The 17,891-nt window shown below is 71.0% G+C and carries 19 protein-coding genes; 7 read left to right on the plus strand and 12 right to left on the minus strand.

Annotated features, from left to right (window positions below; translation table 11 throughout):
- Positions 1 to 278: 278 nt before the first annotated feature.
- Complete coding sequence (locus tag ACF089_RS34450) at positions 279 to 920, minus strand: DNA-3-methyladenine glycosylase (protein WP_392035681.1); 642 nt, start codon at positions 918 to 920, stop codon at positions 279 to 281.
- A gap of 74 nt (positions 921 to 994) precedes the next feature.
- On the opposite strand from ACF089_RS34450, the gene ACF089_RS34455 reads away from it, so the two are divergent.
- From ACF089_RS34455 to ACF089_RS34465, 3 genes are all read left to right on the plus strand, one after another.
- On the plus strand, positions 995 to 1,777 hold the full coding sequence (locus ACF089_RS34455; protein ID WP_392035684.1) for a sporulation protein: 783 nt from the start codon (positions 995 to 997) through the stop codon (positions 1,775 to 1,777).
- Between the two features lie 68 nt (positions 1,778 to 1,845).
- On the plus strand, positions 1,846 to 2,379 hold the full coding sequence (locus tag ACF089_RS34460; RefSeq protein WP_392035687.1) for a YbhB/YbcL family Raf kinase inhibitor-like protein: 534 nt from the start codon (positions 1,846 to 1,848) through the stop codon (positions 2,377 to 2,379).
- A 193-nt stretch (positions 2,380 to 2,572) separates the two neighbouring features.
- Positions 2,573 to 3,082, plus strand: a complete 510-nt coding sequence (locus tag ACF089_RS34465; RefSeq protein ID WP_392035690.1) for an HNH endonuclease — start codon at positions 2,573 to 2,575, stop codon at positions 3,080 to 3,082.
- Positions 3,083 to 3,171: 89 nt separating this feature from the next.
- Here ACF089_RS34465 and ACF089_RS34470 read toward each other — a convergent pair whose 3' ends face one another.
- The 4 genes from ACF089_RS34470 to ACF089_RS34485 form a co-directional block, all read right to left on the minus strand.
- On the minus strand, positions 3,172 to 3,948 hold the full coding sequence (locus ACF089_RS34470; protein WP_392035693.1) for a sulfite exporter TauE/SafE family protein: 777 nt from the start codon (positions 3,946 to 3,948) through the stop codon (positions 3,172 to 3,174).
- Positions 3,949 to 4,006: 58 nt separating this feature from the next.
- Positions 4,007 to 4,936: an SPFH domain-containing protein gene (locus tag ACF089_RS34475; RefSeq protein WP_392035696.1), complete on the minus strand. Its 930-nt coding sequence runs from the start codon at positions 4,934 to 4,936 to the stop codon at positions 4,007 to 4,009.
- A gap of 178 nt (positions 4,937 to 5,114) precedes the next feature.
- Positions 5,115 to 5,543, minus strand: coding sequence for an NfeD family protein (locus ACF089_RS34480; RefSeq protein ID WP_392035699.1), 429 nt, complete (start codon positions 5,541 to 5,543; stop codon positions 5,115 to 5,117).
- 93 nt (positions 5,544 to 5,636) lie between these two features.
- Complete coding sequence (locus tag ACF089_RS34485; protein WP_392035701.1) at positions 5,637 to 6,428, minus strand: ABC transporter ATP-binding protein; 792 nt, start codon at positions 6,426 to 6,428, stop codon at positions 5,637 to 5,639.
- Positions 6,429 to 6,572: 144 nt separating this feature from the next.
- Between ACF089_RS34485 and ACF089_RS34490 the strand changes: the two genes are divergently transcribed.
- Complete coding sequence (locus ACF089_RS34490; RefSeq protein ID WP_392035704.1) at positions 6,573 to 7,367, plus strand: hypothetical protein; 795 nt, start codon at positions 6,573 to 6,575, stop codon at positions 7,365 to 7,367.
- 124 nt (positions 7,368 to 7,491) lie between these two features.
- On the opposite strand, the gene ACF089_RS34495 is transcribed toward ACF089_RS34490, so the two are convergent.
- The 3 genes from ACF089_RS34495 to ACF089_RS34505 all read right to left on the minus strand — a co-directional run bounded on the left by ACF089_RS34495 (position 7,492) and on the right by ACF089_RS34505 (position 9,741).
- Positions 7,492 to 7,737 (minus strand): chaplin, encoded by a 246-nt coding sequence (locus ACF089_RS34495; protein WP_392035707.1) that lies wholly within the window; start codon positions 7,735 to 7,737, stop codon positions 7,492 to 7,494.
- Positions 7,738 to 7,958: 221 nt separating this feature from the next.
- Positions 7,959 to 8,603, minus strand: coding sequence for a response regulator (locus ACF089_RS34500; RefSeq protein WP_392035710.1), 645 nt, complete (start codon positions 8,601 to 8,603; stop codon positions 7,959 to 7,961).
- Positions 8,596 to 9,741 carry a GAF domain-containing sensor histidine kinase gene (locus tag ACF089_RS34505; RefSeq protein WP_392035712.1) on the minus strand — a complete coding sequence of 382 codons (1,146 nt, stop codon included), beginning with the start codon at positions 9,739 to 9,741 and terminating at the stop codon, positions 8,596 to 8,598. The genes ACF089_RS34500 and ACF089_RS34505 overlap by 8 nt, the downstream gene beginning before the upstream one ends.
- 205 nt (positions 9,742 to 9,946) lie before the next feature.
- Between ACF089_RS34505 and ACF089_RS34510 the strand changes: the two genes are divergently transcribed.
- The gene (locus tag ACF089_RS34510; RefSeq protein WP_392035715.1) at positions 9,947 to 10,642 is read left to right on the plus strand and encodes an SDR family NAD(P)-dependent oxidoreductase; all 696 of its coding nucleotides are present in this window, start codon (positions 9,947 to 9,949) and stop codon (positions 10,640 to 10,642) included.
- Positions 10,643 to 11,410: 768 nt separating this feature from the next.
- Positions 11,411 to 12,133: a transglycosylase SLT domain-containing protein gene (locus ACF089_RS34515; RefSeq protein ID WP_392035718.1), complete on the plus strand. Its 723-nt coding sequence runs from the start codon at positions 11,411 to 11,413 to the stop codon at positions 12,131 to 12,133.
- A 209-nt stretch (positions 12,134 to 12,342) separates the two neighbouring features.
- On the opposite strand, the gene ACF089_RS34520 is transcribed toward ACF089_RS34515, so the two are convergent.
- Positions 12,343 to 14,988, minus strand: a complete 2,646-nt coding sequence (locus ACF089_RS34520) for an FHA domain-containing protein (protein WP_392035721.1) — start codon at positions 14,986 to 14,988, stop codon at positions 12,343 to 12,345.
- A gap of 264 nt (positions 14,989 to 15,252) precedes the next feature.
- Between ACF089_RS34520 and serB the strand changes: the two genes are divergently transcribed.
- Positions 15,253 to 16,470 carry a phosphoserine phosphatase SerB gene (serB, locus tag ACF089_RS34525; RefSeq protein ID WP_392035723.1) on the plus strand — a complete coding sequence of 406 codons (1,218 nt, stop codon included), beginning with the start codon at positions 15,253 to 15,255 and terminating at the stop codon, positions 16,468 to 16,470.
- 115 nt (positions 16,471 to 16,585) lie between these two features.
- Here serB and ACF089_RS34530 read toward each other — a convergent pair whose 3' ends face one another.
- The 3 genes from ACF089_RS34530 to ACF089_RS34540 form a co-directional block, all read right to left on the minus strand.
- Positions 16,586 to 17,137, minus strand: coding sequence for a SixA phosphatase family protein (locus tag ACF089_RS34530; protein ID WP_392035726.1), 552 nt, complete (start codon positions 17,135 to 17,137; stop codon positions 16,586 to 16,588).
- 271 nt (positions 17,138 to 17,408) lie between these two features.
- Positions 17,409 to 17,615, minus strand: a complete 207-nt coding sequence (locus ACF089_RS34535) for a hypothetical protein (protein ID WP_392035729.1) — start codon at positions 17,613 to 17,615, stop codon at positions 17,409 to 17,411.
- A 159-nt stretch (positions 17,616 to 17,774) separates the two neighbouring features.
- Complete coding sequence (locus ACF089_RS34540) at positions 17,775 to 17,891, minus strand: SGM_5486 family transporter-associated protein (RefSeq protein WP_392035731.1); 117 nt, start codon at positions 17,889 to 17,891, stop codon at positions 17,775 to 17,777.

The following is a 17,891-nucleotide window of genomic DNA, read 5'->3' on the forward strand; positions in this document are numbered from 1 at the left end:
TTGCGTTTCCAACTCTACCAGATCCTTTTCCCATTCCGTTTCCGGACTTGGATTCAGATCCAGCGGCCAGTTGGACCGGCCTTTTGCCTTTCGGCGTGTTCACTACGTTAGCCGATTCCCGCTGCGACTCATAATCGAGTCTTTCAAATGGATTCCGGCATGCCGAAATCACACCCGTTTGGGGTTCGTCATCAGTAATGGGTGGCCACTTCGGGTTGCTGAACAGCAGGGCCCGTCTCAAGCGGCTCGGGCTACGTTAGGCGGCCCGCCTGGTCGAGTCAAGTTGCGCGGCGGCGCGGGGCGTGGGGCCGGTACGGGCTGACCGTGGGGTCGCCGTCGATCCAGTAGCGCCAGGGGTGGTGGGCCCCGTCGCCGCCCACTCCCGTCCGGGGTCCGTTGCGCACCTGGTCAGGGCGGAGGGCGGGGCCGGGGAGCAGAGAGAGGGGAGCCGGGGCGCCGGCGCAGAGGTCGGCGCCGTTCAGGGAACGGTCGACATCCAGGGCGGTGGCCAGACGGGCCGGCCCTTTGGCCAGTTCTCTGTCGTATCGGGCCGAGAGTCGACGTTTGCGGGCCAGGTCGCCGCCGACGAGGATCTCGCCCGCCCGCAGCAGGACCCCGCTCGCCCGGCCCTCGGGTCCGCACACGGCGTTCAGGCAGTGCCACATTCCGTAGGTGAAGTAGACATAGGCGTGTCCGGGCGGGCCGAACATCACCGCGTTTCGCGCGGTCCTGCCGCGGTAGGCGTGAGAACCGGGGTCGACTTCCCCGGCGTACGCCTCCACCTCGGTGACGCGAAGCTCGATGAGGCCCTCGTCGCCGCGCCGTATGAGGGTGCAGCCCAGGAGATCCGGGGCGACCTCGAGCACGGGCCGGTCGAAGAAGGCCCGGGGCAGCGGCGTACGGTCGGGGGTCTCGATCATGGCGCCCGAGGGTACCGGGGAACCGGTGGCCGCGGTGGGGCGTATGTACGGAGCAGAACAGAGAAGGAGTGGACATGGCGTTCAAGAAGCTGCTCGCGAGCCTGGGTGCCGGTGGTGCCTCCGTGGAGACGGTGCTCACCGAGGAGAACGTCGTCCCGGGCGGCGTCGTCCAGGGCGAGGTGCGTATCGAGGGCGGGAAGGTGGACCAGCGGATCGAGTCGCTGTCCGTCGGCCTCCGGGCGAAGGTGGAGGCCGAGTCCGGCGACCAGGAGGTGCTGCAGAGCGTCGACTTCCTCCGTCAGCAGCTCGGCGGGGCCTTCGAGGTGCAGGCCGGGGCGGTGCACGTGGTGCCGTTCGGTCTGGAGATCCCCTGGGAGACTCCGGTGACGAGCCTCGGCGGGCAGCGTCTGCGCGGGGTGGACATCGGTCTGGCCACCGAGCTGGAGATCGCCCGCGCGGTGGACCCGGGCGATCTGGACCCGATCAGCGTGCACCCGCTGCCGGCGCAGCAGGCGATCCTGGACGCCTTCGGGCAGCTCGGGTTCCGCTTCAAGAGCGCGGATCTGGAGCGCGGGCACATCCGGGGGACGCGGCAGAAGCTGCCCTTCTACCAGGAGATCGAGTTCTACCCGCCGGAGCAGTACCGCGGGCTGAAGCAGGTCGAGCTGACCTTCATCGCCGACGACCGCGAGATGGACGTCGTGCTGGAGATGGACAAGAAGCCGGGGCTCTTCACCGAGGGCAGTGACTCGTACAAGGCGTTCCGGGTGAGCCACGCCGACTTCGGGTCGACCGACTGGGCCGCGTACCTCAATCAGTGGCTCGCCGATGTCGGCGGTCGGCGCAGCTGGCTCTAGTCGGCGGGCCTAGGGTCGGTCCGGCAGGAGTGGGAACGGAACAGAACAGTGAACCGGAGGTTCGGAACGTGGCCGAGTTGAAGAGAGCACCCCTTCCGCACGACTTCCACCCGGAGGTGCCGTCGTTCTCGCTCGCGAGCGACGACCTGGCGCCGGGGGCGGTGCTGAAGGACGCTCAGGTCCAGGCGGCGGGCGATCTCTCTCCGCAGCTGCGGTGGGAGGGGTACCCGGCCGGGACGAAGAGTTTCGCGGTGACCTGTTTCGATCCGGACGCGCCCACGGGCAGCGGTTTCTGGCACTGGGTGCTCTTCGACATCCCGGTCTCGGTGACGGAGCTGCCCGCGGGTGCGGGCGGCGGTTCGTTCGAGGGGCTGCCCGAGGGTGCGGTCCACGCCCGCAACGACTACGGGTCGAAGGACTTCGGCGGGGCGGCCCCGCCCGCCGGGGAGAACCACCGCTATGTGTTCACGGTGTACGCGGTGGACAGCGAGAAGCTCGGTCCCGACGCGGACGCGTCGCCCGCCGTCGTGGGCTTCAATCTTCGGTTCCACACGCTCGGCCGGGCCCAGTTGATCGGTGAGTACCAGGCGCCGGAGAGCTGACCCCGCCGGGCGGCGTTCGCCCGTTGTTTGCCCTGCTCCGGTCTTGGAGAGATCAGAGCAGGGCACTTTTTTGTCGCCGGGCTCCCAGCGGGGTCCGGAGCGGCATGGATATTGCGTTGTCCATCCCGGCGCGCCCGGCCAGAGTTGATCCAAGCCCGCCAGGGCGGCGGGCCGGCGAACGGAGGCGGGCGGGATGCGCGACACCCTGGTACTGAATGCGAGCTTCGAGCCGTTGTCGACGGTGACGCTCCATCGAGCGGTCGTTCTGGTGCTCCAGGACAAGGCGGTCGTCGAGCAGTCGCACCCAGGGCTCCGGATGCGCGCGGCGGCGGTCGATCTCCCCGTGCCGAGGGTGATCAGGCTCTGCCGGTATGTCAGGGTGCCGTTCCGAAGACAGGCGCCGTGGTCGAGACGGGGGGTGCTGGTGCGGGACCAGCACCGGTGCGCGTACTGCGGCAGACGCGCGACGACGGTGGACCATGTGGTGCCGCGATCGCGGGGCGGTGCGGACAGCTGGCTCAATACGGTGGCGTCCTGCGCGGAGGACAATCACCGTAAGGCGGACCGTACGCCGGAGCAGGCGGGGATGCCGCTGCTGCACGAGCCGTTCATACCGTCGCCGGCCGACGCGATGCTGCTGGGGCTGAGGGCCGGGGAGCGGGCGGATCTGCCGGACTGGCTGGCCGGGCGGTCGGCCGCGTAGTCCTCGCGGGGGCGTCGGCCCGTCGGTCTGTCGGAGGTTGTGATCGGGAGCCCGTTTCCGCCGGTGCGGCGGAGGCGGGCTTCGGTGCGTCAGCCGAAGCGGCGGAGCACCAGTTGGACGATGGCGACGGTGCCGACGGCCACGATGAGCGCGCGCAGGGCGGTCGGCGGGAGTCCGCGGCCGTATCGGGCGCCGAGCTGGCCGCCGATGGCGGAGCTGACGGCGATCAGCAGGACGGCGGTCCAGTCGAGTTCGGCGACGAAGAGGAAGAAGAGCGCCGCGATGCTGTTGACGACGGCGGCGAGGACGTTCTTGACGGCGTTGATGCGCTGCAGGCTGTCGTTGATGAGCATGCCCATGAGGGCGACGTAGATGATGCCCTGGGCGGCGGTGAAGTAGCCGCCGTAGACGCTGGCCAGGAGGAGCCCGATCAGCAGCAGGACGCCGCCGTCGGGGTGGGCGGGCGCTCCTTTGATTTCGCGGCGGCGCTGGACGGCCCGGGCGATGCGGGGCTGGAGGATCACCAGCACGAGGGCGAGGGCCACGAGGATGGGGACGATGGTCTCGAACGCCGTCGGGGGCAGCAGCAGGAGCAGTATGGCTCCGGTGATGCCGCCGATCGCGGCGACGATGCTGAGGCGGATGACGCGGCGGCGCTGGCCGGCGAGTTCGGCGCGATAGCCGATGGCCGCGCTGATCGCGCCGGAGACCATGCCGAGGGCGTTGGAGACGGTGGCGGTGACCGGGGGGACTCCGGTGGCGACGAGCACCGGGAAGGTGATCAGTGTCCCGGAGCCGACGACGGCGTTGATGGCGCCGGCGCTGATGCCCGCGGCGAAGACGGCGAGCATCTCCCAGATGGTCACGGTGTGCCCCTCCATGATCGGTGCCGAGTGCACCGATCATGCCCGAAGCGGGGTGGGGTCAGTCGAGCGGGGGCTCTTCGCGGCGCTCGGTCGCGGTGTTGAAGCCGGGCATGCCGCCGCCGAGATTGCCGAAGGCTCCGGAGAGGCCCTTGAGCGCGTCGCCGATCTCGCTGGGGACGATCCAGAGCTTGTTGGCGTCGCCCTCGGCGATCTTCGGGAGCATCTGGAGGTACTGGTAGGAGAGCAGCTTCTGGTCCGGGTCGCCGGCGTGAATGGATTCGAAGACCGTGCGGATGGCCTGGGCCTCGCCCTCGGCGCGCAGTGCGGCGGCCTTGGCCTCGCCCTCGGCGCGGAGGATGGCGGACTGCTTCTCGCCCTCGGCGGTGAGGATCTGGGACTGGCGGATGCCTTCGGCGGTGAGGATGGCGGCGCGCTTGTCGCGGTCGGCGCGCATCTGCTTCTCCATCGAGTCCTGGATGGAGGTGGGCGGCTCGATCGCCTTCAGCTCGACGCGGTTGACGCGGATGCCCCACTTGCCGGTGGCTTCGTCGAGGACGCCCCGCAGGGCCGCGTTGATCTCCTCGCGGGAGGTGAGGGTCCGCTCCAGGTCCATGCCTCCGATGATGTTCCGGAGGGTGGTGACGGTGAGCTGCTCGATCGCCTGGATGTAGCTGGCGACCTCGTAGGTGGCGGCCCGGGCGTCGGTCACCTGGTAGTAGATGACGGTGTCGATGTTGACGACCAGGTTGTCCTGGGTGATCACCGGCTGGGGCGGGAAGGGGACGACCTGCTCACGGAGGTCGATGCGGTTGCGGATGGAGTCGATGAACGGGACGACGATGTTCAGTCCCGCGTTCAGGGTGCGGGTGTAGCGCCCGAAACGCTCGACGATGGCGGCGCTGGCCTGCGGGATGACCTGGATCGTCTTGATCAGCGCGATGAAGACCAGCACCACCAGAATGATCAGGACGATGATGATCGGTTGCATCGGTTTCCCTGTGCCCTTCGCTGCCGGATGTCTCTGGACGGGCCGGTGGCCGGCCGGATGAATCTGATGATCGAGTTTCCCAGACCGGAGGCTTGTATGGGGACCGATCCGCAGGTTGCCCGGATCGTGACGGTCGGTGCTCCCGGATCGGGGCCGCCGGCGGCTCCCGGCGGTCCGGTCACATGACGACCGCGGTGGCGCCGTCGATCTCCACGACGTCGACCTGCCGGCCCGGCTCGAAGATCATCTGCTCGTCGAGGGCGCGTGCGGACCAGATCTCTCCGGCGAGCTTGATCCGGCCGCCGGATCCGTCGACCCGTTCCACCACGACGGCCTGACGGCCCTTCAGGGCGTCGACCCCGCTGGAGAACTGGGGGCGGTCGGACCGCTGTCGGGCGGCTATCGGCCGTACGACGGCGATGAGGGCGACGGAGACCGCCACGAAGACGAGGACCTGGGCGACCACCCCGCCGCCGAGGGCCGCGACGACGGCCGCGGAGACCGCTCCCGCCGACAGCATGCCGAATTCGGGCATCGCGGTGAGGACCAGCGGAATGCCCAGTCCGACCGCGCCGATCAGCCACCACACCCACGCGTCGATTTCCACATGGTCATGGTAGGTCCGCCGGTCGGGTCAGGACAGGGGGTGTGGACAGTCGGACGGCGAAGGGCGCGCCGATCCGGTCATCTACGGCGACTTTCAGCCAAGCGGGAGTCCGCGGGCGGTCCAGCGGTCGCCGACGCGCTCGACCACCAGGGGGAGGCCGAAGCAGAGGGAGAGATTCCGCGAGGTCAGCTCCATCTCGATCGGACCGGCGGCCAGCACCTTGCCCTGACGGATCATCAGCACATGGGTGAAGCCCGGGGCGATCTCCTCGACATGGTGCGTGACCATGATCATGGAGGGCGCGTACGGGTCCCGGGCCAGCCGGCCGAGACGGCGGACCAGGTCCTCGCGTCCGCCGAGGTCCAGTCCGGCGGCCGGCTCGTCCAGCAGGAGCAGTTCGGGGTCGGTCATCATGGCGCGGGCGATCAGGGTGCGCTTGCGCTCGCCCTCGGAGAGGGTCCCGAACCTGCGGTCCAGGTAGTCGGTCATGCCGAGCCGGTCGAGGAAGGCGCGGGCGCGCTCCTCGTCCACCGGGTCGTAGTTCTCGTGCCAGGTCGCGGTCATGCCGTACGCGGCGGTGAGGACCGTCTGGAGCACGGTCTGGCGCTTGGGGAGCTTCTCCGCCATGGCGATGCCGGCCATGCCGATACGGGGGCGCAGCTCGAAGACGTCGACGCCGCCGAGGCGCTCGTCGAGGATCCGGACGGAGCCCGTGGTCGGGTAGAGATAGCTGGAGGCGAGGTTGAGGAGGGTCGTCTTGCCGGCGCCGTTGGGACCGAGGATGATCCAGCGCTCGCCTTCCTTGACCGACCAGGAGACGTCGTCCACCAGAGCGCGTCCGTCGCGGACCACCGATACGTCCACCAGCTCCAGTACTTCGCTCATGAGCGCGTTGTCTCCCCATGCAATCGTCTTGAGGTGTGTGGAGCCTGTGTGCCTGTGGGCACAGTCCCCAGGGAAAACCTACGCCACCGGTCGGGTGACCCCGTCCACCGGTCCGATTCTCGGGCCGCTCCTTAGGCTGGGGACATGTTTTCGGAACCACGATCAGGACGGCTGGCCGCATGGGGGAACGCCCTGCTGGCCCAAGTCGCATCACCCGACGACGCGGCGGACGCGATCGTCGGGGACGACGCGGTGCACCGCGTGGCGGGGCTGCCGGGCGAGGCGGGGCCGGTGGGGCTCACGCTGGCGCTGGGGCGGCTGCGCACGCTCGGGGTGACCGGCTGGCGGGTCGCGCTGCCCGTGCCCGGGCACCCGCTGGGGCTCAGCGGGCCCGCGGAGTTCAACGCCCTGGCGCTGGAGGCGGGCGAGGCGGCCGTCGGGTACGGCGCGGCGTACGGGCTGGTGCCCGAGGTCCATGAGGCCGGAGCCGGTCCCGGCGCGGCCGACGTCCATGTGGAGGTGGTCTGGCGCTGTCTGGCGGTACGGGAGGCTCCGCCGGCGGACGTGCCGTCGCTCGGGGAGGCGGAGCGGGAGCTGGCGGAGGCGCTGCGGGAGGCGACCCGGGTGCTGTCGCGGCTCGATGTGGCGGCGTCGGGGCCGGTCGCGGAGGCTGCGGTGGACGCGTACCGGGCGCGGGCGGAGGAGGGATCGCGGGCGCTGGCCCCGGGGTATCCGCCGCGCGCGGCCCGGGTGCTGGAGCTGGCCCGGCGGGTGGGGCTGCTGGTGTCGGTGGCGTACGAGAACGGGCACGGCGGGGCGGTGAGCGCGGCGGAGATGGCGGCGCGGGTGGAGGCGCTGCGGCCGGTGGAGCGGGTGGCGAGGCGGGCGCGGGTGGCCGCGTACAACGCGTATGTGGAGGAGCGGGAGCGTGGGGTGTGACCCGTCCCGGGAGGTGAAGGGGCTCCGGTGACCTGACCGGGGCTCGTGGGGTCCGGGAGGGGCGGGAGGCCCCCGGCGGGCCGGTCCGTGTGCGGGCGGATCGGCCGCCGGGGGTTCCGGGGTGTCAGGCGTTGATGCCGAGGTTGCCGAACGCCGGGTTGAGCAGACCGATCACCGTGACCGTGTTGCCCACCGCGTTCACCGGGACGTGCACCGGGACCTGGATCAGATTGCCCGAGGCGACGCCCGGGGAGCCGACGGCCGCACCGTGGGCGTGCGACCCCGAGGTGGCCGACGCCACTCCGGCGCCCGCGGCGATGAGGCTGCCGGTGATCATGGTGAGCGCGGCGGCCTTCTTCAGGTTCTTCACTTCGTCAATCCTCCTGGAGCATTCGCCGCGGCGAACCGCCGCGGCACACCAGGGAGAACTTCAGCACGGCGCAGAGGATGCGCCGTCCGGGTGACATACACCCGACAGTATGAATCTCGGACCGGACGGGAACCCTCGCGCCGACCGGTCCGTACCAAGGGGCCGCCGACCCGCAGGCGCCCGTCAGTCCGCAGGCGCCCGCCCAGTTCCGCCGGAGCCCGTCAGTCCGTCAGTCCGTGCCGTACCGCCCAGAGCGCCGCCTGCGTGCGGTCGGCGAGATCGAGCTTCATCAAGATGTTCGAGACGTGCGTCTTGACCGTCTTCTCGGAGAGGACGAGGGCGCGGGCGATCTCGCGGTTGGAGCGGCCGTCGGCTATCAGGCCGAGGACCTCGCGCTCGCGTTCGGTGAGCGTGGTGCCGCGCCCCGAGCCGCCGCCCTGGTCCTCCTGGGTGAGGAGCGCGCCCGCGACCTCCGGCTGAAGCAGCACATGGCCCGCGTGGACCGAGCGGATGGCCCCGGCGAGCGCCTCGGGGTCGATGTCCTTGTACACATAGCCCGAGGCCCCGGCGCGCAGGGCCGGGACGACCGTGCGCTGCTCGGTGAAGCTGGTGACGATCAGCACCTTGGCCGGGTTGGCGAGGTCGCGCAGCTTGCGGAGGGCCTCGATGCCGTCGGTGCCGGGCATCTTCACGTCCATGAGGACGACGTCGGGCCGCAGCTCCTCGGCGCGGGCCACGCCCTCGGCCCCGTCCCCCGCCTCGCCGACCACCTCGATGTCGCCCTGGATCTCCAGGAAGGTGCGCAGCCCGCGGCGGACCACCTGGTGGTCGTCCACCAACAGGACTCTGATCACCTTGTCATCCACCGGGGACCTCCATCTCGATCGTCGTGCCCTTGCCGGGCGCGGACTGCACGGTGAGTCTGCCGCCGACGCCGCTCGCCCGGTCCCGCATGGAGACCAGCCCCAGATGGCGGCCGGCCCGGCGGACCGTACGGGGTTCGAATCCCGAGCCGTTGTCGGTGACGCTGAGGACCGCGCCCTGGCCCCGGCGGGCGAGGACCACGTCGACGCGGCCGCCGCCGGAGTGCCGCAGCGCGTTGTGCAGGGCCTCCTGGGCGACTCGGAGCACCGCTTCCTCCTGGGCCGCCGGCAGGGCCTTGAGTCCGCAGGTGTCGAAGGTGACCCGGGCGGAGTGGGCGCGGTCGAGGACCTGGACATGGGTGCGCAGGGTGTGGATCAGCCCGTCCTCGTCGAGGGCGGCGGGGCGCAGCTCGACCACGGCGGCGCGCAGCTCGTCGGCGGCCTCTGCGGCGAGGGCGGCGACCTGCTGGAGTTCGCCCTTGGCGCGGGCCGGGTCGCGGTCGACCAGGGCGGCGGCGGCCTGGGCGGTGAGCCGGAGCGAGAAGAGCTTCTGGCTGACGGCGTCGTGCAGCTCGTGGGCGAGCCGGGAGCGCTCCTCGGTGATGGTCAGCTCGCGGCTGCGCTCGTACAGCCTGGCGTTGGTGAGGGCGATCGCGGCGTGCTGGGCGAGGATCGAGAGCAGTTCCTCGTCGTCCTGGGTGAAGGCGCAGCCGCCGTCGGGCCGGGGGCAGCGTTTGTTGGCGAGGAAGAGGGCTCCGATGACCTCGTCGCCGTCCTTGATCGGCAGTCCGAGGAAGTCGGACATGTCGGGGTGGGCGGCGGGCCAGCCCTCGAAGCGCGGGTCCTTGCGGACGTCGGCGAGCCGCTCGGTCCTGGCGTCGCGGAGCATGGCGGCGAGGATGCCGTGCTGGCGGGGCAGCGGTCCGATGGCCTTCCACTGGGCGTCGCTGACGCCGGAGACGACGAACTGGGCGAAGCCGCCGTGGTCGTCCGGCACGCCGAGCGCCGCGTACTCCGCGTCCAGCAGCTCGCGGGCGGAGGCGACGATCGTCTTCAGGACGTCGCGCACCTCCAGGTGTCGGCTCATCGCGAGGAGGGCGGAGCTCACGGCGGCGAGGCCGGAGCTGGGTCGGTGGCTCATGGCTTCACCGTACCGGCGGGCCGTGACCGTGCGTATCGGGCCGGGGACGGCCCTCGCTTAGGGCTGAGGGCCTAGGTCGAAGTGCCTTGGGGGTGGGGTCCCCCGGACGAGGCGGCGGGGCGCGTCCTCTTCCTAGGTTGGGGAGCGTCGGCGCGGAGTGAGCGGCACACCTGGACCGAGCGCGCCGGACGGAAGGGGTTGGGCCATGCCGGTAGCGGTGATCACAGGCGGTTCGAAGGGGCTGGGGCGGGCGCTCGCGGACGCTCTCGCCGAGCGGGGCTGGGATCTGGTGCTGAGCGCCCGGACGGCGGAGGTGCTGCGCGCGAGCGCCGCGTCCGTGGGGGCGCGCGGGACCCGGGTGGTGGCGGTGCCGGGGGATGTCGCCGACGCCGGGCACCGGGCGGAGCTGGTGGCCGCGGCCCGGGGGCTGGGCGGGCTGGATCTGCTGGTGAACAACGCCAGTGTGCTGGGGGCGGCTCCGCTGGTGCGGCTGGACGCGCAGCCGCTGGAGGGTCTGCGGCAGGCGCTGGAGATCAATGTGGTGGCGGCGCTGGGGCTGGTGCAGGAGGCGCTGCCGCTGCTGCGGGAGTCGGCGGCCGGGACGGTGATCGCGATCAGTTCGGACGCGGCGGCGGAGGCGTACGAGACCTGGGGCGGCTACGGGGCCTCGAAGGCGGCGCTCGACCAGCTGGCGGCGGTTCTGGCGGTCGAGGAGCCGGGGCTGCGGGTGTGGGCGGTGGATCCGGGGGACATGGACACAGATCTGTACGAGGCGGCCGTGCCGAGCGACGGCGAGTCCCGGCCGACGCCGGAGTCTGTCGTTCCGGGCTTTCTGCGGCTGCTGGACCGGAGGCCGGTGAGCGGGCGGTACGGGGCTCCCGCGCTGCTGGAGACGGTGTGACCGGGGTCGGGTAGGTCTCGGGGGCGGCGGGGTCCACGGGGGGCGTGGGGCCGTGCCGGGCGTACGGGGGCGGGGTCCGGCGCGGCCGGCCGTCCTGGCGGGCGGTACGGGGCCTGGGGAGCCGCCGGGGCGGGGGTACGGGGGACGGCGGATGCGAGGGCGTGCGGGGTCGCTGCGGCGGCCCCGTACGCGTGTCCGGGCGCGGGTGTACGTATGGGGCCGCCCCGTACGGCGGTGTCCGGCGCGGGCGGGCAGTGCGGGGGCGGGCGGTGCGCGGGGGACGCCCGGGCGGCGGGCGGGGACGGTCCGTCCGGGCGGGGGCGGTCTCGCGGTGCGGGCGGGAGCGGTCTCCGGGGGCGGGGGGCGTCGCGCGGCGGGAATTCTCGGCCGTGCGCACGAGCGGGCGGCTCTTCGTTCCGCCTCTGGCAGGACTTCAAAGGGGCCTGTCTCGTACTTACGGATGACAACGCTGACACATTGCATTGCTCAAGCAACGCATTGTGATATCAGTGGGGGCCCGATGTGAGCCCGCACATAGGACGCACATCACTTACGACCCTCTTTAGTCGAGACATAAAGGCCCTGTGAGCGGGTGCGGAGTAATTGGAATGGTGTTTGGGCGATGCCCTGATCCACTAACGGGGATAGTACGTCACACCTTTGCCAGACCTTTTTGCTGCCGCTAAGAATTGCCCGGTCGCCGCCGCTGGAGCGCAGCGCCGCCTCCACGGCCTGAAGCGACTTCCCGATTCGAAGAGGTACGTCTGTATGTCCGCTTCCCGCATTCGCAGTACCCGTATGACCAAGGCCCGCAAGGTCTCGATCGCCGGTATCGCCGCCGCAGGCGCCGCAGCCGTCACTCTGACCCTGGTGCCCGGCAACGGCTCCACCGAAACCAAGGACGTCGCCGGTACCGCTCCGGTGGCCCTCCAGGCCGCCGGCAAGCCCGCCTCCCTGAACCTCGACAGCCAGAAGACGGCCATCGAGACCCAGGTGCAGAACGCGGTGAAGGCCGATGCCAAGGCGAAGGCCGACGCGAAGGCCAAGGCCGACGCCAAGGCGAAGCTCGCCGCCGCGACGGAGAAGGCCGCCGCCGAGGCCGCCGCCAAGAAGCGCTCCTCCGAGGAGACGGTCGCCACCCGCACCGTCGCCGCCCGTACGGCCGTCTACCCCAACAACCTGGACGGCTGGATCCGCGAGGCGCTCTCCATCATGAAGAAGCACGGCATCCCGGGTTCGTACGACGGGCTGCACCGCAACATCATGCGTGAGTCCAGCGGCAACCCGCTCGCGATCAACAACTGGGACATCAACGCCATCAACGGCGTGCCGTCGAAGGGCCTGCTCCAGGTCATTCAGCCGACGTTCAACGCCTACCACGTCCCGGGCACCCCGTTCGACCTGTACCACCCGGTCGCCAACATCACGGCCGCGGCCAACTACGCCGCCGACCGTTACGGCTCGATCGACAACGTCTTCGGCGCTTACTGAGCCTGCTGAAGGACGCGGACACACAGACGCCGAAGGGCGGCGCCCCCTCGATCAAGGGGCGCCGCCCTTCGGCGTGTCCGGCGTCCGGGGCCTCCCGGCGTCCCGGCCGGGCCCCGGGAGGGCCGCGGCGGTCCCGGGAGGGCCGCGGCGGTCCCGGGAGGGCCGCGGCGGCGCCCGGAGGCCCAGCGGGGCCCGGGACGGCGGGCGGGCTACTTGCGCATGACCTCGGGCTCGTGGCGGCGCAGCAGCCGGGCGACGACGATGCCGCAGACGACGCCCATGACGATCAGCACGAGCACATTGATCCCCCACTGGCTCGCCGAGTGCTCCCACAGGGGATCCAGGTCGCCGGGGTTCTTCGGGTCCCACGGCGGCATCAGCCGGCCGAGGTCCAGGGTCGTCCCGGCGCCCGCGATGGCCCAGCGGGAGGGCATCAGCCAGGCGAACTGCTCCAGGCCGGGCGAGCCGTACACCTTGAAGAGGATGCCGGTGAAGACGACCTGGACGATCGCGAACATCACCAGCAGCGGCATGGTCTTCTCGGCGGTCTTGACCAGGGAGGAGATCACCAGGCCGAACATCATCGAGGTGAAGCCGAGGGCGATGACGACCAGGCACAGTTCGAGCGCGGGCGGCATGATCAGGCCCTCGGCGGGGAGGGCGCGGGGCGCGAAGCCGATGCCGCAGAGGATGACGCCCTGGAAGGCGGTGATGAGTCCGAGGACGATCACCTTGGACATCAGATACGCGGAGCGGGAGAGTCCGGTGGCCCGCTCCCGTTCGTAGATGACCCGTTCCTTGATCAGTTCGCGGACGGAGTTGGCGGCTCCGGAGAAGCACATGCCGACCGCGAGGATCAGCATGATCGTGCCGGCGTCGCCGTTGAACCGGGACTTGCCGTCGTCGGGCGCGGCGAGGCCGAAGTCGGCCGGGATCACCACGCTGACCAGGCCCAGCACCGCGGGCAGGATCACCATCAGGCCGAGGAAGCCCTTGTCGGAGGCGATGACGGAGACGTAGCGGCGCATCAGGGTCCACAGCTGGGAGCCCCAGCTGTGCGGCTTCGGCGGGCGGATCCGCTGGGCGGGCGGCATGGCGACCGGCTGCGGGGCGACGGCGTCGATGTCGGCCGCGTACATCTGGTAGTGCTGGGAGCCGCGCCAGCGGCCGGACCAGTCGTAGTCGCGGTAGTTCTCGAACGCGGAGAACACATCGGCCCAGGTGGTGTAGCCGAAGAAGTTGAGCGCCTCCTCCGGGGGACCGAAGTAGGCGACCGATCCGCCGGGGGCCATGACCAGGAGTTTGTCGCAGAGTTGCAGCTCCGCGACGGAGTGGGTGACCACCAGCACGGTGCGGCCGTCGTCGGCGAGCCCGCGCAGCAGCTGCATCACATCGCGGTCCATGCCCGGGTCGAGTCCGGAGGTCGGCTCGTCCAGGAAGATCAGCGAGGGCTTGGTGAGCAGCTCCAGGGCGACCGAGACGCGCTTGCGCTGGCCGCCGGAGAGGGAGGTGACCTTCTTGTCCTTGTGGATGTCGAGCTTCAGCTCGCGCAGCACCTCCTCGATCCGGGCCTCGCGCTCGGCCTCGGCGGTGTCGCCGGGGAAACGGAGCTTGGCCGCGTAGCGGAGCGCCTTTCGGACGGTGAGTTCCTTGTGCAGGATGTCGTCCTGCGGGACCAGACCGATGCGCTGGCGCAGCTCGGCGAATTGCCGGTAGAGGCTCCGGTTGTCGTAGAGGACATCGCCCTCGTTGGCGGGCCGGTAGCCGGTGAGCGCCTTGAGAAGGGTGGACTTGCCGGATCCCGAGGGGCCTATGACGCCGATGAGCGATTTCTCCGGAACGCCGAAGGAGACATCGCGCAGGATGGTCTTTCCGCCCTCGACGGTGACCGTGAGATGGCGGGCCGAGAAGGAGATCTCGCCGGTGTCGACGAATTCCTCGAGCCGGTCGCCGACGATCCGGAAGGTGGAGTGGCCGACGCCGACGATGTCGTCGGCCCCGATGACGGCGGTGCCGGACTTGGCGATCGGCTGGCCGTTGACATACGTGCCGTTGTGGGCGCCGAGATCGCGGAGGTGGAAGCTGCCGTCGGGTGCCGCGGTGAATTCGGCGTGGTGGCGGGAGACCTGGAGGTCGGAGACGACCAGGTCGTTCTCGAGCGCGCGGCCGATGCGCATGACCCGGCCGAGCGAGAGCTGGTGGAAGGTGGTGGGGCTGCGGTCGCCGTGGGCGCGCGGAGCGGACACGCCGGCCCGCTGCTGCTGCTCGGGGACCGGGGCCCGGTGCGGGTCGGCCGTCGCGTGCCGGGGCCCGGACCAGGGCGGGCCGCCCTCGGGGCCGGGGCTCTGCGCGGCCGGGGCGGGCTGCTGCTGCTGATAGCCCTGGTGGTGGTCCGGGCCCTGGGTCCGGACATCGTGCGCGGCCTGCGGAGCCTGCACGGCCTGCGGAGCCTGCTGGTAGGGCTGCGGGCTCGCGTACCCCTGCTGGGGCGTCTGCTGCGGGAAGGCGTGCTGGTGGGATCCGGCGCTCTGCTCGCCGTGGCCGCCGCCCGACGGGCCGGTGAGATTCAGCCTGGGGCCGTCGGCGGCGTTGCCGAGCCGGACGGCCGAGCCGGGGCCGATCTCCGACTGATGGATCCGCCGGCCCTCGACATAGGTGCCGTTGGTACTGCCGTGGTCCTCGATCACCCAACCCCGGCCGCCCCAGCTGACGCTGGCGTGCCGCCAGGAGACCCGGGCGTCCTCCAGCACCATGTCACCCTGCGGGTCCCGGCCCAGGGTGTACGACCTGGCCGGATCCAGCGTCCAGATGCTGCCGTTCAATTCCAGTACGAGTTCCCGCACTCCATGCCCCACTACTTGTCCCCCGGAATACCCCCGTCACCGGGAGTCTAGGGATGGTGAACATCGGGAGGAACTATTTCAGGCTCGGTTACGTACCTGGTACCCGGGCCTGACGAGGCTGTGGCGTGACACAGCGCGCCCGTCCGGCTCCGCTCCCGGCCGTGAGCTCCGGCGGTCCTTCGGCGGTCCTTCGGCGGTCCTTCGGGGGATTCTCCGGTGTCCGCCCATCGGGACAGCGCGTCTCGCCGGGGCCTCGCCGGTTACGGTGGGGGAACCATGAGCGCTTCGCAGAACTCCGACGTACGCACCCTTCTCGTCAAGATTTTCGGGAAGGACCGTCCCGGGCTGACCGCCGGGCTCTTCGACACCCTGGCCGCCTACTCCGTCGACGTCGTCGACATCGAGCAGGTCGTCTCCCGGGGCCGGCTGGTGCTGTGCGCCCTGGTCACCGCGCCGACCGCGGCCGGGGCCGACGAGGGTGAGCTTCGAGCCACCGTGCACAGCTGGGCCGAGGCCCTGGGGCTCCAGGCAGAGATCATCTCCGGTGTCGGCGACAACCGGCCGCGCGGCAGCGGCCGCTCCCATGTCACCGTGCTCGGGCACCCGCTCACCGCCGAGGCGACGGCGGCCATAACGGCACGGATCACCTCGGTCGGCGGCAATATCGACCGTATCTTCCGGCTGGCCAAGTATCCGGTGACCGCGGTCGAGTTCGCGGTCTCCGGCGCGGAGACGGAGGAGCTGCGCACCGCGCTGGCGACCCAGTCCTCCGCGATCGGCGTGGATGTGGCCGTGGTGTCGGCGGGGCTGCACCGCCGGGCGCAGCGGCTGGTGGTGATGGATGTGGACTCCACTCTCATCCAGGACGAGGTGATCGAGCTCTTCGCCGCCCACGCCGGGTGCGAGGAGGAGGTCGCGCAGGTCACGGCCGCCGCGATGCGCGGGGAGCTGGACTTCGAGCAGTCCCTGCACGCGCGGGTGGCGCTGCTGGAGGGGCTGGACGCCTCGGTCGTGGACAAGGTCCGCACGGAGGTGCGGCTGACTCCGGGGGCGCGGACGCTGATCCGTACGCTCAAGCGGCTGGGTTTCCAAGTGGGCGTGGTCTCGGGCGGCTTCACGCAGGTCACGGATGATCTGAAGGAGCGGCTGGGGCTGGACTTCGCCTCGGCGAACACGCTGGAGATAGTCGACGGGAAGCTCACCGGCCGGGTGACCGGCGAGATCGTGGACCGTGCGGGCAAGGCGCGGCTGCTGCGCCGGTTCGCGGCGGAGGCGGGGGTGCCGCTCGCGCAGACGGTGGCGATCGGCGACGGGGCCAACGATCTGGACATGCTCAACGCGGCCGGGCTCGGGGTCGCGTTCAACGCCAAGCCGCTGGTGCGCGAGGCCGCGCACACCGCGGTGAATGTGCCGTTCCTGGACACCGTGCTCTATCTGCTGGGCATCACCCGCGAAGAGGTCGAGGCGGCGGACGGCGCGGACGCCGAGCACTGAGGGGGTACGGAAGGGCCCCGGGCGCGGTTCGCGCGCCCGGGGCCCTTCTCAGGTCTCGAAGGCGTCTCCAGGTCCCGAAGAGGCCTTTCCGAGCCTCCTCGGATCGGGGAGGCGCTCAGTCGTGGGGCGTCCAGTAGCCGGTGAGCCGGCCCGCTCCGTGCTCCACGCTCTTCCATGATCCGCTGAACTGGACGACCGCGAAGGCCGAGGTCGGGAAGCCGCTGCGGGTCATCCGGGGCAGCAGATCGTCCTCGGCCTCCCCGGCGAGGGCGTCGGCGGTGGCGTGCATTCCGGGGTTGTGGCCGATGAGCAGCAGATCTCTCACGTCGTCCGGGGTCTCGTTCAGCAGCGCGAGGATCTCGCCGAGGGAGGCCTCGTACAGCCGGTCCTCGTAGACGGTCCTCGGGCGCTCCGGCAACTCCTGCACCGCCAGTTTCCATGTCTCGCGGGTGCGGACCGCGGTGGAGCACAGGGCCAGATCGAAGGCGATTCCGGTCTGGGCGAGTCGGCGGCCCGCGACGGGGGCGTCCATGCGCCCCCGGTCGGCGAGCGGACGCTCATGGTCGGACTCCTCGGCCCAGTCGGCCTTGGCGTGTCGGAGGAGCACAATCCTGCGGGATTCGGAAGGTCCGGGGGCTTTCCCTCCGGACGGCGTGGCGACGCTCATGTTCCCCAGCTTCGCATGAAATGCGCCATTGGGCGCGGGGTGTTGGCGGGCTCGCCCGCTCGGGGGCGGGGCGACGGAGAGCACGGCGGCGGAGAGCACGGCCGGGCCGGGAGCCGGAGGCGCGGCGAGGGCGGGGGGCACGGGGCGTGACGCGGCAGACGGCCTGGCGGCCTGGCGGGCGGGCAGGCGGGCAGGCGGCCTGGCGGGCAGGCGGGCAGGCGGGCAGGCGGGCAGGCGGGCAGGCGGGCAGGCGGGCAGGCGGGCAGGCGGCTCAGCGGAGCAGCAGATGCCGGAAGTACTCCACGAGGACCCCGAGGCCCGGCTCGGCCTCGGCGGTCCGCGCCTGGGCCTGGGCCGGCTCGGCTATCAGCACCAGCAGAAAGAGAAAGGCGAGCGCCGGCAGGGCCAGGCCCCACCAGGGAAGCCGCATCCCCACGCCGCCCTCGGCACGGGAAGGGGTGGGCGTACGGGCCGCCATGGTCGCCTCCGTCAGCTGTGATCCGCGATTCCGCGTTCGACGTGTCAAACGCTACGGATCATGTCTGCGGCGGCCCATCCGGCGACCCACCCACTGAACCCTGAACCTGGCCCCCTAGGGGATGGTGGTGCCAGCCCCACCAGGGGCGGGCGGCACGGGTCAGGGCGAAGCGATGGAAGCGATGATTCCCATCACCACGAAGAGGCCGATCATCGTGCCGAAGACGAGGAGAAGCTTCTTCTGGCCGTTCTGCGGATTCGGGTCAAGGACTGGCAT

Origin of the sequence: Streptomyces sp. NPDC014894, from assembly GCF_043080985.1 — a bacterium.
Classification (GTDB): Bacteria; Actinomycetota; Actinomycetes; order Streptomycetales; family Streptomycetaceae; genus Streptomyces.

What these genes read in the sequence shown, in the direction of transcription:
- ACF089_RS34450 (WP_392035681.1), bottom strand. Translation starts at nt 920, where the DNA reads ATGATCGAGACCCCCGACCGTACGCCGCTGCCCCGGGCCTTCTTCGAC.
- ACF089_RS34455 (WP_392035684.1), top strand. Translation starts at nt 995, where the DNA reads ATGGCGTTCAAGAAGCTGCTCGCGAGCCTGGGTGCCGGTGGTGCCTCC.
- ACF089_RS34465 (WP_392035690.1), top strand. Translation starts at nt 2,573, where the DNA reads ATGCGCGACACCCTGGTACTGAATGCGAGCTTCGAGCCGTTGTCGACG.
- ACF089_RS34475 (WP_392035696.1), bottom strand. Translation starts at nt 4,936, where the DNA reads ATGCAACCGATCATCATCGTCCTGATCATTCTGGTGGTGCTGGTCTTC.
- ACF089_RS34485 (WP_392035701.1), bottom strand. Translation starts at nt 6,428, where the DNA reads ATGAGCGAAGTACTGGAGCTGGTGGACGTATCGGTGGTCCGCGACGGA.
- ACF089_RS34490 (WP_392035704.1), top strand. Translation starts at nt 6,573, where the DNA reads ATGTTTTCGGAACCACGATCAGGACGGCTGGCCGCATGGGGGAACGCC.
- ACF089_RS34505 (WP_392035712.1), bottom strand. Translation starts at nt 9,741, where the DNA reads ATGAGCCACCGACCCAGCTCCGGCCTCGCCGCCGTGAGCTCCGCCCTC.
- ACF089_RS34510 (WP_392035715.1), top strand. Translation starts at nt 9,947, where the DNA reads ATGCCGGTAGCGGTGATCACAGGCGGTTCGAAGGGGCTGGGGCGGGCG.
- ACF089_RS34515 (WP_392035718.1), top strand. Translation starts at nt 11,411, where the DNA reads ATGTCCGCTTCCCGCATTCGCAGTACCCGTATGACCAAGGCCCGCAAG.
- serB (WP_392035723.1), top strand. Translation starts at nt 15,253, where the DNA reads ATGAGCGCTTCGCAGAACTCCGACGTACGCACCCTTCTCGTCAAGATT.
- ACF089_RS34530 (WP_392035726.1), bottom strand. Translation starts at nt 17,137, where the DNA reads ATGAGCGTCGCCACGCCGTCCGGAGGGAAAGCCCCCGGACCTTCCGAA.
- ACF089_RS34535 (WP_392035729.1), bottom strand. Translation starts at nt 17,615, where the DNA reads ATGGCGGCCCGTACGCCCACCCCTTCCCGTGCCGAGGGCGGCGTGGGG.
- ACF089_RS34540 (WP_392035731.1), bottom strand. Translation starts at nt 17,891, where the DNA reads ATGCCAGTCCTTGACCCGAATCCGCAGAACGGCCAGAAGAAGCTTCTC.